Origin of the sequence: Dyella marensis (assembly GCF_900112865.1) — a bacterium.
GTDB lineage: Bacteria > Pseudomonadota > Gammaproteobacteria > Xanthomonadales > Rhodanobacteraceae > Dyella_D > Dyella_D marensis_A.
In genome coordinates this window covers 216,883-230,010 of record NZ_FONH01000001.1, presented here as the reverse complement: position 1 = coordinate 230,010, position 13,128 = coordinate 216,883, and the positions used below count along the sequence as shown (strand labels likewise).

The following is a 13,128-nucleotide window of genomic DNA, read 5'->3' as shown; positions in this document are numbered from 1 at the left end:
CAGGCAATCACCTCACGAGATACCCATGCCGTCCAAGCCCGCCAAAGACAAGCCGACACCTGCCCATCTGCACATGCAGGCGCGCAATACCCGGCGCTTCAAGAACGCGGGCAAACCCGCATTGCAGAAGCAGCAGCTGGGCAGGCTCGCCCGCAAGGGCCTGACGCCGGCGCTCAGGACCGAGATGAAGCAGCTGCGCAAGGCCTGGGTGCCGTGGATCCGGCAGGGCGGCGGCGGCCAGTACACGCGCAAGATCCGCGTGCGCACCAGCCAGCAGCTGACCGCGCGCCCCGGCGGCCAGCAAAGCTTCGTCGGCATCGGCCTGGACGAACACGTCGCCACGCGCCTGCTGAAGACGCGCTCGCTCTGGAACGGGATGAGCAAGCGCAAGGCCAAGAACGTGTTCGAGAACCGCTCGCGCACCGCCGACCTGGTCTGGTACAACCCGCCGCCGAAGGTGGGCGCCGCGGTGGGCAGCTGGCAGCCCATCGCCGGGCACACGCCCTCGATCAAGTCCGCGGCGGTCGGCGGGACCAAGGCGGCGATCACCGAAGGCCACGGCAACGGCACGCCGGGCAGCGGGCGCGACGGCCAGCGCGAACTGGCGGTGGACAAGACGCGGCAGGATGCGACCTCGCCCAATGCCTTCCAGGACACGCTGATCATGGGCACGCTGGCGACCATCAAGCACATGTCCGATCCGTCGACCCGGCTCAACCTGGCCCGGCCGCACGTGAAGGCGCTGCCGACGCCGCGCTATGCCGCGCTGACCGGCAACAAGGACCTGCGCAAGAAGAAGCACTTCAGGAACCTGGTCGCCCACGTGCAGGAAGAGCGCGAGCGCAAGAAATGGGAAGTCGGCTCGGTGATGAACAAGGACGCGCGCCTGGAAGGCCTGGTGCCGCCGGTGATCCGCAGCTACCTGAAGGCGAATGCCAACAAGCCGCTCGACGCGATGGCGGCATTCCGCAGCGACGTGCACAACAAGGCCGTGCCGCCGCCGGTGAACACATCGGTGGAATCGGATACGCGCGACCTGACCACCAAGTCGCTGAACCAGATGGCGGCCAAGACCACCCCGGGACGCCGGCAACGCGCGCTCAGCGACGCGCGCATGCTGCCGGTGGCGCCGCCGCAGAACAGCCGGGGACATTGAGCCGCCGCCTTCCGATCACGCTGAACCGGAGGAACTGTCATGCCCAAGAAACAGAACTCCAACTGGACCTGGTCCTTCGTCAAGGACGGCAATGCCAATGTGGGGCGCATCAACTATGCCGCCAGCACCAGGCAGGAATACGGCGCGTTCAAGACCAAGGCTAACCTGGCGCGTGGCGTGCCGCGCTTCGGGCATCGGCAGAAGAACTACCCGGCAGCCCAGGGCGGCGGCATCCGCAAGACCTATGTATCGGCCTCGCTGCGCCGGCGCATGCCACGCGCCAAGCGCGCGGACCTGGCGCCTATCGGCGTGCTCAATCCCGCTTTCGCCCCGCCTGGCGGCGGGCACAAATCGCATCTGGTGCCGGACATTTTCGGAGGCCCCAGCAATGCGCATAACCTGATCAATGAAACCAAGCGGATCAACACCAGCGGCCACAAGCGTATCGAGAACCGCATCGGCCGGCTGATCGAGGCCGTGACCGCGGCGAACGACAAGAGCCCCACGGCCAAGCGCGGCGGCCTGGTGATGCGCGAGGAGTTCGACCAGCAAGGAAGGCCGACCGGGCGCACCTACATGGTCAGCGTAAAGAACCGCGCGAACAACACGCGCACCTATCACAAGCTGACGTTCACGCGACTGTGAGCAGACCACCAAGCAGGAGCCGGACATGCCCAAGGAAAGTCTGAGAAACCGGGTGGCCAGCAAGCTGGCCGAAGCCAACCGTACCGGCGTTGCGCCGGTCATTGCCAAGCGCGAGCAGCGCCTGGTGCCGGCCCTGGTGCGTTCGCCGCGCGCCGGGTTCACACCGGAACTGCTGCAGGCGCAGAAGCAGAAACTGAAGCGAGTGGAAGAAGTGCGCGTGCACGGCGGGCTGGACAACGTACACGTCAAGCGCGCGGCCGGACAGGATGCCGGCGCATTCGCGGACCTGGCCGCCGATGCGCGCCGTTCCATGCACACCCTGATGAGCAAGCCGGGAGGCCATCAGATGATGAAGGAGATCGACGCGCGCGTGACGCAGAACCGCGCGCATGCCGGCGACAACGCCAAGGTCTATATCAGTTCGACCAAGCGCACCGACACCTCGAACATGAACGCGCCGCATATCGCACCCGGCCTGGAGCAGGGCTATCGCTTCGACGGCAAGGAAGGCAAGGGCTGGGGCAGCGAGGTGCGCATCGATCCGAACGAGGCGAAATTCAACCGCTTCATCGGCCTGGGCCACGAGATGGTGCATGCGCACCGCCTGGCGCATGGCAAGGCGGTGGGCGTGCCGCAGATCAACCAGGCCAACCATCCGTTGTTCACCGATCCGGTCTCGCTGGGTGCGCAGGTCGAGCCGAGCCAGAACGCCGCCTTCGGCAAGCACCTGATGAACGTGGTCCAGCACACCAACCACCTGCAGGAGGAATTCGAGACTGTCGGCCTGAGCAGGACGCCGCGCGGCGCGTTCAACCCGTCGGAGAACATGCTGCGTGCCGAGCATGGGCTGAAGGCCCGCGCCGACTACTCGAAGGCTAAGCCCGGCGACACCGACGACGCGATCGCCAAAGGCAATGCGCTGTTCGACAACCGTTCCGGCTTGTCCAGGCTATGGCACGGCATATCGAGCCGTGCGCCGGCGCCGACGCCGGTGAGCGACATGATCAAGCGCTACAAGGATTGATGCCGATGCGAGCGAGTACCGACGAATAGCGATTTTTCGCCATTTCATTGATGTGGCAAGGCATGGTTTCCTTCGCTCTCCATGATGCAGGGGAGGACGCCCATGTCGTCGGACCGCAAGCTTCGATCCGTTCGCGCGGACGTTTCCGCCGGAAGGCGGCGCACGACCATGATGTGCATGCGCACAACCCCCACCTCCCGGCCTCGCGTATAGTCGCCGCTTCGTCCCCAGGGGAAACCCGCATGCTACGCAAGCACCTGCCCACGATCCTCGGCGGCATGGCCGCCAGTTTCTGTCTCGCGCTGCCGTTCGCGGCGGCGGCCCAGGCCAAGGACCCCCAGGCCGAGCAGATCGCCAAGCGCAACGCCACCGAAAAGTCGCTGGAAGAAGTGGCGGTGGTCGATCGCAAGGTGATGGTGAAGATGCGCGACGGCAAGCGCATGGCGGCGGATATCTACCGGCCGAAGGGCGCGGGCAAGGTGCCGACGATCTTTTCGCGCACGCCGTACAACTTCAACTACTGGGACGTGAAGCTCGGCGCGCCGCGCGACATGACGCGCGCGCTGGATGCGGTGAAGCACGGCTACGCCTATGTCGAAATGAACGAGCGCGGCCATTTCTTCTCCGAGGGCAACTACGACATCCTCGGCGCGCCGGTCACCGACGGCGTGGATGCGGTGCGCTGGATTTCCTCGCAGCCGTGGTCCAGCGGCAAGGTCGGCACCACCGGCTGCTCGTCCACCGCCGAGTGGCAGATGGCGGTGGTGGCGCAGAACGAACCGGCGCTGGCCACTTTCAACGTGCAGGGCTTCGGCGCCGGCGTGGGCCGGGTGGGGCCGTACTACGAGCAGGGCAACTGGTACCGCGGCGGCGCGGTGCAGATGCTGTTCATCGCCTGGATCTACGACTACGGCATCCAGAACCAGGTGCGCCCGAATTTCCCGGCGGGCACCACCCAGGCCGAGCTGGTCAATGCCTCGCGCTACTTCGACCTGGCGCCGCAGATGCCGCCGGTGGATTGGGACAAGGCGTTCTGGCACCTGCCGGAGCAGGACATCATCAAGGCCGTCAACGGCCCGCCGGGCATCTTCGAGACGCGCATGCCGGTGGCCACCGGCGGCAACATGATCGCACGCGCGCCGAACGATCCAGCCTGGTACAAGGGCGGCCTGTGGCACGACAACCTGAAGATCGCCAAGCCGGGCCTGTGGTTCATGAGCTGGTTCGACGTGTCGGTGTCGCCCAACCTGGCCGCGTATAACGAAGTGCGCCGCACCGCGCCGAAGGCGGTGGCGGACGAGCAGTACGCGGTGATCGCGCCGGTGCTGCATTGCGCCTATACCCGCGCTGCCGAGCACACCATGGTCGGCGACATGGACATGGGCGATGCGCGCTACGACTACAACGCCCTGGTGTTCGGCTGGTTCGACCGCTTCCTCAAGGGCGAGGACAGCGACGTGGTGAAGAAGCAGCCCAAGGTGATGTACTACCTGATGGGCAAGAACGAGTGGAAGAAGTCGCCGACCTGGCCGCCGGCCGGCGCCACCACCCGGGAGTTCTATTTCGCCAGCGGCGGCAAGGCCAACACCCTGTACGGCGACGGCAAGCTGGTGGCGCAGGCGCCCGCGGACGATCATCCGGACCAGTTCGTCTACGACCCGGCCAATCCGGTGATGACCTATGGCGGTGGCGGCTGCTGCCAGGGCAACGCGGTGAAGTTCGGCTCCTACGACCAGCGCAAGGAAGAAACCCGCAACGACGTGCTGGTGTACGACACTGAGCCGTTCGCGCAGGGCACCGAGGTGAGCGGGCCGATCACCGTCACGCTCCATGTCTCCTCCAGCGCGAAGGACACCGACTTCACCTTCAAGGTGATCGACGTGCAGCCCGACGGTCAGGCCTTCAACATCACCGAGAACATCCAGCGCATGCGCTACCGCAACGGCTACGACAAGCCGCTGGCATGGATGAAGCCCGGCGAGGTGTATCCGGTGACGTTCCAGCCGATCGACACCAGTTACTACTTCAAGCCCGGCCACAAGCTGCGCATCGCGGTGTCCAGCAGCAACTTCCCGCGCTTCGACCGCAACCTCAACACCGGCGGCAACAACTTCGACGAGGCGGCGGGCGTGATCGCCAACAATGCGGTGCATCACGGCGGTGCCTATCCGTCGAAGATCGTGCTGACCGTGGTGCCCGAGACCAAGGCCGCAGCGGACTGACCTGCACATGGCGACCGGGCAGGGCGACGCGGCCGTGACGCCGTCGGTGTGGCGGCGGTACGCGCTCGCCTTGTGGGTGCTGTTGCTGGTGGCGATCGGCTCGATGCGTGCGCTCAACCGCTATCTGGTCGGGGTGGCTTATCACCACGTCGCGCCGGTCGCGCCCTTGTTGATGGAGGAGCTGACCGGCGCGCTGAGCTTCGGCGCCTTCCTGCCGCCGGTGTTCTACGCCTTGCGCTGGCTGCGCGCGCGCAGGTGGCGGCTGCTGTGGCATGCGGCGGTGTTCGCCGGCCTGTCGGTGGCGCAGACCAGCCTGATGATCGCACTGCGCCTGCTGGTCTTCGGCTGGGCGGGGCTGCCTGCCGACGACTATGCGCCGACGGCGTGGCGCTATGCGATGGAAGTGCCGACGCAGCTGTTCTTCTATGTGCTGATCGCCGTCGGCCTGTGGCTGTTCGACCGTTATCGGGCAAGCCGTGCACGCGAGCTGCGCGCCGCGCAGCTGGAGTCGGCGCTGTCCGAAGCGCAGTTGGAGGCGCTGCGCCTGCAGCTCAATCCGCACTTCCTGTTCAATACGCTCAATGCGGTGTCGGAGCTGATGTACGACCGGCCCGCCGTGGCCGACGAAATGCTTTCGCGCATCGGCTCTTTGCTGCGCGCGACACTGTCGGCCGGCGCCCAGGAGCATCGCCTGGCGGACGAATGGAAGCTGCTGGGCTTGTACATGGATATCCAGCGCGCGCGTTTCGGCGAAGGGTTGGATGCGGACGTGCGTGGCGATGCCGCGCTGGACGATCTGCGCATTCCGTTCCTGCTGCTGCAGCCGCTGGTGGAGAACGCCATCGAGCACGGCGGGCAGGGCGATCATCGCCTGGTGCGGGTGGAGGCGGCGCGCGAGGCGGATCGCTTGACCTTGCGGATACGCGACGGCGGCGGTGGCGCGGCGCGCGCCGGTCACGGCATCGGGCTGGGCAATGTGGGCGCGCGCCTGCGGCACCTCTATGGCGACGATGCCGGCGTGAAACTGGAAGCGCTGCCGGAAGGCGGCAGCGTGGTCACCGTCTGGCTGCCCGCGCGGCGCTGGGAGGCGACATGACTCTGCGCGCGGTGGTGGTGGACGACGAGGCGCCGGCGCGCGCGAAGCTGCGGCGCTACCTCGCCGAGGCCGAGGGTGTCGTGTGGGTTGGCGAAGCGGGCGACGGGCGCGAAGCGGTGCGGCTGATCCAGCGCGAGCATCCCGACGTGGTGTTTCTCGACATCAGCATGCCGGGCATGGACGGATTCGCCGTGCTGCAGGCACTGGGCGAACCGTTGCCGGCGGAGATCGTGTTCGTCACGGCGCATGGCGACCAGGCCGTGCGCGCCTTCGAGGTGCATGCGTTCGACTATCTGCTCAAGCCGGTGGGGCCTGAGCGTTTCCAGGCGGCGATCCGCCGCCTGTGCGACAAGGTGGCGCCGTCGCTGAGCGTCGGCGCGCGGGTGGATGGCCTGCTCGAAAGCGCGCCGCCACCTGCGCGTTATCTGGAGCGCTTGCTGTTGCCGGTGGGAGATGCCGCCGAGCTGGTGCCGGTGGAGCGCATCGATCGCATCGAAGCGGACCGCAACTACCTGCAGGTCTTCGTCGACGGCGCGCCGCGGCGCCTGCGCGGCACGCTGGAGGCGATGCTGGCGCGACTGCATCCTTCGCGCTTCCTGAGGGTCAATCGCTCGACTGTGGTGCAGATCGATGCCATCCGTGAAGTGCAACCGTGGCCGGATGGGGAGAAGCGGTTGCTGTTGCGCGATGGGGCGCGGGTGACCTGGACGAAGCGTTACCTGGAGCAGCTGCCGCCAGGCATGTCTCTGTAGACAGAGGCTTCGAGCAGGAAACGGCGCTGATCCGCCTAGCGGGTGTTCGCCGGCTTGCGCCAGGTTCGGCAGTTGGGGAGCCGGTTTTGGCTGGAAGCGTCGGTAGACGATGACACGGAGCCGAATGGCGTCGGGCAGTCCGGTTGACGATCGAATAGATCTTTATGGGCTCGCAGCGCCCGTTCGGCTTCGGTGACCGAAGACGGGTGCGGTTCCTTCGAGTCGGTGAAGCTGAACCGCGGAGCATTTCGCATGGTGTCTTGCGAGGTTTGAAGCGGGGCCTCGACATCCGTGCGATCAGACTCCGGATCTTTCACGGCAACGCTGGAAGGCACGCTCATCCGCTGCGGGGGAAGCTGCAGGTTCAGCTTGCCTGGCGCGCCTGGGGACTTGGCGTCCTGTCCCGCGGCCCATGATGAAACCGACAAGGCGAGCATCCCGATAAAAAGCGTGCGGCTTGCACAGTGAGCGGCGTAGGTGTTTTCGATCATGCGCATGATCTGTTCGCGTGGCTGGTAAAGCATCGAAACTAGTCAATCCACGCCGAGTCATGAAACCGGATTATTCGCAGACTGCGCCCTTTGCCGGGATCCGACAGCAGAGCTTGGTTCAGTCCTTCGGGTTCGTCCCTGCCGCCCCGGCTTTCGTCCCAGGTCGCCCTCATTCGTCCCATCCGCTTTTGCAGACTCTCTCCACCCAACGGAGACCGTCATGCGCAAGAAACCCATCATTCTCGGCAGCCTCGGCGCCATCGCCCTGGCCGCCGGCGCTTATGGCGCCACCCAGCTGAGCGAGATCCTGCCGGTGGCCGCCGGCGTCGCCGCCCACCATGTCTGCTCGATGACCTTTGTCGGCGGCCAGGATCCGGACCAGACCTTCGAACAGCTGGTGATGCCGGTGCTTGGCAACTTCGGCCGCCTGCTCAAGGTGCAGGTCGCGCGCGATACCGGCGACGTCAAGGTGTCCGGCCAGCTGCGCGAACTGGCGCGCGCCCATTACACGCCCGGCTACGGCTGCCGCCTGGTGCTCCCCGGCGACCGGCCGCTGCCCGTGGTTGCCGAAGCGCCGATCGCGCCGGCGGCGGATGGCTTTGCGCCGAAGGAACGCATCGCCTCCGGCAAGCCCATCGTCACCGCCGCATTGGACCAGGTTTTCGCCGAGCATCCGGGCCAGCCGGTCAAGCGCGTCAAGGCGGTGGTGATCGTCAAGGACGGCCAGGTCGTGGCCGAGCGCTACGCCGACGGCTTCGACGAGCACTCGCCGCTGCTGAGCTTCTCGGTCGCCAAGTCCTTCACCAATGCCTTGTTCGGCATCCTCGTGCGCGAAGGCAAGCTGCGCGTCGACGAGCCGTTGAATCCGCCGGAATGGAAGGACAAGCACGATCCGCGCCGCGCCATCACGCTGGAAGACCTGATGCGCATGCGCAGCGGTCTGGCGGTGGAAGAGGCGGAATCGGCCTCCAGCCCCGTGGCGAAGATGGAATTCCTGCACGGCGACATGGCTGGCTTCGCTGCCGCGCAGCCGGCGAAGGAACCGCCGGGCCGCAGCTTCGAATACACCTCGGCGGACACCGTGCTGCTCTCGCGCAGGATCGGTAGCGTGGTAGGCGGCGGCCCCGCCGGCCTGCGCGAGTTCGCGCGGCGCGAGCTGTTCGGGCCGCTGGGCATGGGCGAGGTCACCATGGAGTTCGACGGTGCCGGCACCTTCGTCGGCTCGACCTATGTCTATGCCAGCGCCCGCGACTACGCCCGCCTGGGCTGGCTGTACCTGCGCGACGGCATCGCGCCGGACGGCAAGCGCGTGCTGCCGGAAGGCTGGAAGGACTGGTCGCGCCGCTCCACCCTGGACTCACCGTATGGCGCGGGCTTCTGGACCAATGACGGGCGCAGCGAAGAGGCGAAGTGGCGGATCGATTCCGGTTATCCGAAGGACGGGTTCTACGCCAGCGGCACCATGGGCCAGCGCATTTACGTGGTTCCCTCGGCGGGACTGGTGATCACGCGCTTCGGCTATTCCGCACCGCCGTACTACGGCATGCGCGACGACCTGGCGCTGATCAAGGCGGCGATCGAGGCCTATCGTTGATCCCCAGGCGGCGGCCTGCTTCCTGCCGGAGCGGGGATCAGGCCGCCGCTTGCATCGGCTGGCCACCGCGGTGTTACGCAGCAGGTGCGTCGCTACTTCTTGATATAGCCGCGGCGATACATGCAATCGTCTTCCATGGCATCGCGAGCGTCGGAATTCGCATCGACCACGCTTTCCGTGGGAGGCGTCCAATAGCCCGGCGTGTAGTCGCACCGTTTGTACTTCTCGCCGGTCTTGCGATTCTTCTGGGTGTGGCAGACCTCTCTGGAGAATTCGTAATAGCTGGCATTGGTCACGACGACTTCGGCAACAGGCACCTTGCGAAAGCCATCCGCCTTGCAGGCGGCCAGTTCGCGATCGCGCTGCTGAGGCGAAATTCCCCGCTGGACCCATTCAGTACAGCCTGCCAGTGCGAGCGCGGCGATGAGAAGCGGTGCTACGAAGCGGAGCATGAGAAAACTTATCCATGAAAAGTAGGGGGAGGAAAGGCTGGACGAGAGGACGTCCAGACTCCTCCTGAATTTTCCAATTCATGGGACATCGAAAGGACTTGTTCAACATCTGGAATGAGCATGGACGAGGCGCATCGCCGGTCCGGTGCGGGGCCTCGCGGCTAGCCCGCGCCGCACAGCTCCACCAGGAAATCGACGAATGCCCGCGTCTTCGCGGGCAGCTGCTTGCGCGACGGGTACAACACATACAGCGGGAAGCGCTCGTCCGGCCAATCCGGAAACAGCTCCACCAGCTTGCCCTTGGCCAGGAATTCGCCGATGCCCAGCGACATCATCTGCGCGACGCCATAGCCTGCAAGGCAGGCATGCAGCATGGTGCCGACGTCGTTGACGACCAGGCGCCCGCCGGTCGGCACGCTGAGCCGCTTGCGCCCGCGATGGAATTCCCAGGCATAAGGTTGTCCGCTGACCGGGTCGCGGAAATCGATGCAGGCATGGCGGTCCTCGCCCAGTTCCTGCGGCGTGGCGGGCCGGCCGTGGCGGCGCAGATAGGCGGGCGAGGCGACGGTAAGCACGCGCGTTTCCAGCAGCTTGCGCGCCACCAGCGCCGAGGAGGGCGGTTCGCCGAAGCGGATGGCCAGGTCGATGCCTTCGCTCACCAGGTCGCCGGGCTGGTCGCGCACCAGCAGTTCCAGCTGCAGTTGCGGATAGCGCGCCAGGAAGGTTTCCACGCGCGGCGCCAGCAGCAGTTGCGCGAACAGCGGGTCGAGCAGGCCGACGCGCAACCGGCCGCGTACTGCGACCGCACCGGCCACGGCCTGGTCGACAACTTCCTCCAGTTCGGCCAGCACCGGCGTCACCTGCCGGTGGAAGCGGCGGCCTTCCTCGCTGAGGGCGACCGCGCGGGTGGTGCGGTCGAACAGGCGGATGCCCAGGCGCTGTTCCAGCCGCGCGATGGCACGGCTGACGCCGGGCTGCGACATGTCCAGCAGTTCGCCGGCGCCTGCGAAGCTGCCGGCATCCACCACGGCGAAGAACACGCGCAGGCCGGCCAAGGTGCGTTCGTCGAATCCGCTCATGCGTAGGAGTCATGGATGTAATGACACTCATGTTATCGCCGCAGCCAAGGCGAAGTCGAACAATGCAGCCCGACGCGGCACTGCGCCGCCTGTTTCGGGAGATGCGCGACATGTATGCGATTACGGGAGTGACGGGGCAGGTCGGCGGTGCGGTGGCGCGTGCGCTGCTCGCGCAAGGCGCCGCGGTGCGCGCCGTCGTGCGCGACGCGGCCAAAGGAGAAAGCTGGCGCGCCATGGACTGCGAGGTGGCGCTGGCCGGCTACGACGACGAGGCCGCGCTGGCACGCGCCTTCACCGGCGTCGACGGCGTGTTCCTGATGATGCCGCCGGACTACGATCCCGCACCGGGTTTTCCGCAGATCCACGCGCTGGCGGAGCGCTTCCGCGGCGCCATCGAGCGGGCGCGACCGGGACGGGTGCTGTTCCTTTCCACCGTCGGTGCGCACGTGGCCGAGCCGAACCTGCTGAACAATGCGCGGCTGATGGAGCAGGCACTGGGCCGGCTGCCCATGCCGATAGCGTTCCTGCGCCCGGCCTGGTTCATGGAAAACGCAGCGTGGGACTTGCCGGGCGCACGCGAGGGCGTGATCCACAGCTTCCTTCAGCCCATCGATCACCGCATTCCGATGGTTTCCGTCGACGATATCGGCGCGGTGGCGGCGGAGCTGCTGCTGCGCGGCTGGGACGGATGCCTGGTCCAGGAGCTGGAAGGCCCCCGGCGCTACGGCGCCGAGGACATCGCGCAGGCGTATGCCGCGGTGCTCGGGCATCCGGTGCGCGCGGCGGCTGTTCCGCGCGGGCAATGGGAGGCGCTGTTTCGCCAGCAGGGCGCGCACCACCCCGAGCCGCGCATGCGCATGCTCGACGGTTTCAACGAGGGCTGGATCGCCTTCGAGGGCGTGCCGCGGCGGGCGGCCACCTCTTTGGAAACGGCGCTGCGCCGGATCGCGCAACGCGTCGCCTGATGCTCAGGCCAGCGGCTGCGCGCGGCGGGAGGCGAGCAGCGCGTACTCGCCGTCGCTGCCGCGGCCCTGGCCGATCTCGACAAAACCCAGCCCGAGGTAAAACGCCAGCGCCGGTTCGTTGCGGCGCAGGCACTTCAGTTGCAATGCCTGGTCCGGCCAGCCCAGCGCCTGCAGCAGCGCGCGGCCGATGCCCTGGCGCTGTCGCGCGGCGTCGATATAGAGGTGATGGATAAACCATTCCGGCGCCCACAGCGCGACGAAACCGGCGATGTGGCCATCGCCGGTTTCGGCCACCAGCACGCGCTCGCCGCGAGTCTGGCCGTCGTAGTCCTCCAGCGCGAAGGCCGCGCTGTCGAGCCAGGTGAACGTGGCCTTGCGCGCCTGCAGGAACAGTTCGCGCAAGGCCGGCCGGTCCTGTTCGGTGGCGGCGCGGATCAGGACCGTCACGGGACGCTTCAGTTTTCCACGCGCGCCGACCAGCCGAAGATCTCGCCCGTGCGCTGCACGAACTCGTTCTGCTTGAGGTTCTCCGCGACCGGGCGGGTGGCGGCGAGCGACGCGGTGGCGGCGGTGAAGGCGGAGATCAGCGGGTAGTACTGGTCCTGCAGCCGCTTCTGTTCGGCCGGATCGGTGGCGCGCAGGTATTGCGCGTAGAGCTCGCGCAGCCTGAGCGAGGCGGCCTGCGTGGCCGGGTCGGCGAACTCCGGCAGCGGCGCGGGTGCGGGCAGGCCGCGCCTGGCCGGTGTGCCATGCAGCCGGTTCTTCTCGAAGAAGCCCGGCTGGTCGGTGCGCTGCTCGTAATAGGCGACGAAATCCGGTGCGGTGAAGATCTTGCGGAAGATATTGCCGCCGTTGCCGGCATCGTAGCCGCGCAGCGAATCGGGAAACGCCTCGCGCACGCCGAAGCGCCAGTCGTTGTCGATGAACAGGCCGTCGACGTGGCGGAACGGACCGTCGAAGGCCACGCCGTCGAGCTGGAAGGCGCCGCCGCCGGAGGGCATGAAGTTCTTCGCCTTGGAGGCCTCGGTGACATAGGTCTCGCTGACGATCACGTAGTCGCTCAGCGTGGGATTGATCAAGCCGCCCTTGCGCCCGGCATAGACGATGAACTTCAGCGGGCCCGTGGCCGGCGCCTCGAGGCTGTGTTCGCCAGCCTTCAGCGCGAGCGCTTTCGCCTGGTGCGCGGCGATCTCGTAGTCGGCGCCGTCGATCTTCAGCCTGAGCGGCGCATCCGTGGGGTTGTCCACGGAGAAGTCCACGCTGCCGCCGCCGGCGCAGCCGGCGAGCAGGAGGAGGGTGGCGAACGAAAGCGCGAGTGTCTTCATGGTCGATCCTTGGCGAGAAGCTCCTTGAAGCCGGGATTCTAACCCGGTGCCGCCGCTGCCCCGCGACTGCTTTTCGATATCTGCCACACGCTTTATGGTTTTCCACGGGATGTGCGCCCGCTCACCGCACTGAAAAACGCTGCGTGACTGGAATCACGCCCGCACTTACGCCGGCGCATTTGGCCAACGCGATGTGCTACTTAAGCCACCGTTGAGTAAGCGTCGACCGCGTTCTACAGGGGACGTGCCGCTGGTTCGCAAGGGCTTGCGCCGACAGCACGACAACGCGGTGCCTGCGGTGGCGCCGTCCACGATGAAGCTCGTTCA

The 13,128-nt window shown here is 66.8% G+C and carries 13 protein-coding genes; 8 read left to right on the top strand and 5 right to left on the bottom strand.

Features of this window, described 5'->3' with window-relative positions; translation table 11 throughout:
• Window positions 1-25: 25 nt before the first annotated feature.
• The 6 genes from BM172_RS00925 to BM172_RS21960 all read left to right on the top strand — a co-directional run bounded on the left by BM172_RS00925 (window position 26) and on the right by BM172_RS21960 (window position 6,895).
• The gene (locus BM172_RS00925; RefSeq protein WP_026634232.1) at window positions 26-1,156 is read left to right on the top strand and encodes a hypothetical protein; all 1,131 of its coding nucleotides are present in this window, start codon (window positions 26-28) and stop codon (window positions 1,154-1,156) included.
• Window positions 1,157-1,195: 39 nt separating this feature from the next.
• Window positions 1,196-1,801 carry a DNA/RNA non-specific endonuclease gene (locus tag BM172_RS00920; RefSeq protein WP_026634231.1) on the top strand — a complete coding sequence of 202 codons (606 nt, stop codon included), beginning with the start codon at window positions 1,196-1,198 and terminating at the stop codon, window positions 1,799-1,801.
• A gap of 25 nt (window positions 1,802-1,826) precedes the next feature.
• Window positions 1,827-2,825, top strand: a complete 999-nt coding sequence (locus BM172_RS00915; protein ID WP_081805078.1) for a M91 family zinc metallopeptidase — start codon at window positions 1,827-1,829, stop codon at window positions 2,823-2,825.
• A 242-nt stretch (window positions 2,826-3,067) separates the two neighbouring features.
• Window positions 3,068-5,047, top strand: coding sequence for a CocE/NonD family hydrolase (locus BM172_RS00910; protein ID WP_035322801.1), 1,980 nt, complete (start codon window positions 3,068-3,070; stop codon window positions 5,045-5,047).
• Between the two features lie 7 nt (window positions 5,048-5,054).
• Complete coding sequence (locus BM172_RS00905) at window positions 5,055-6,143, top strand: sensor histidine kinase (protein WP_051548437.1); 1,089 nt, start codon at window positions 5,055-5,057, stop codon at window positions 6,141-6,143.
• Window positions 6,140-6,895 (top strand): LytR/AlgR family response regulator transcription factor, encoded by a 756-nt coding sequence (locus tag BM172_RS21960; protein ID WP_026634229.1) that lies wholly within the window; start codon window positions 6,140-6,142, stop codon window positions 6,893-6,895. The genes BM172_RS00905 and BM172_RS21960 overlap by 4 nt, the downstream gene beginning before the upstream one ends.
• Window positions 6,896-6,930: 35 nt before the next feature.
• Here BM172_RS21960 and BM172_RS21955 read toward each other — a convergent pair whose 3' ends face one another.
• The gene (locus BM172_RS21955; RefSeq protein WP_143096409.1) at window positions 6,931-7,392 is read right to left on the bottom strand and encodes a hypothetical protein; all 462 of its coding nucleotides are present in this window, start codon (window positions 7,390-7,392) and stop codon (window positions 6,931-6,933) included.
• A gap of 214 nt (window positions 7,393-7,606) precedes the next feature.
• On the opposite strand from BM172_RS21955, the gene BM172_RS00895 reads away from it, so the two are divergent.
• Window positions 7,607-8,980, top strand: a complete 1,374-nt coding sequence (locus BM172_RS00895) for a serine hydrolase domain-containing protein (protein WP_035322798.1) — start codon at window positions 7,607-7,609, stop codon at window positions 8,978-8,980.
• A 92-nt stretch (window positions 8,981-9,072) separates the two neighbouring features.
• Here the strand turns inward: BM172_RS00895 and BM172_RS00890 are convergent, their stop codons facing one another.
• Together BM172_RS00890 and BM172_RS00885 are read right to left on the bottom strand one after the other, a co-directional pair.
• Window positions 9,073-9,432, bottom strand: a complete 360-nt coding sequence (locus tag BM172_RS00890) for a hypothetical protein (RefSeq protein ID WP_026634228.1) — start codon at window positions 9,430-9,432, stop codon at window positions 9,073-9,075.
• Window positions 9,433-9,593: 161 nt separating this feature from the next.
• Entirely contained in the window at window positions 9,594-10,511 is a 918-nt protein-coding gene (locus BM172_RS00885) for a LysR family transcriptional regulator (RefSeq protein WP_026634227.1), read from the bottom strand.
• 62 nt (window positions 10,512-10,573) lie between these two features.
• On the opposite strand from BM172_RS00885, the gene BM172_RS00880 reads away from it, so the two are divergent.
• Window positions 10,574-11,476: an NmrA family NAD(P)-binding protein gene (locus tag BM172_RS00880; RefSeq protein WP_428844750.1), complete on the top strand. Its 903-nt coding sequence runs from the start codon at window positions 10,574-10,576 to the stop codon at window positions 11,474-11,476.
• Between the two features lie 3 nt (window positions 11,477-11,479).
• On the opposite strand, the gene BM172_RS00875 is transcribed toward BM172_RS00880, so the two are convergent.
• Window positions 11,480-11,923: a GNAT family N-acetyltransferase gene (locus BM172_RS00875; protein ID WP_026634225.1), complete on the bottom strand. Its 444-nt coding sequence runs from the start codon at window positions 11,921-11,923 to the stop codon at window positions 11,480-11,482.
• Between the two features lie 8 nt (window positions 11,924-11,931).
• Entirely contained in the window at window positions 11,932-12,801 is an 870-nt protein-coding gene (locus BM172_RS00870) for a hypothetical protein (protein ID WP_026634224.1), read from the bottom strand.
• Between the last annotated feature and the right edge of the window lie 327 nt (window positions 12,802-13,128).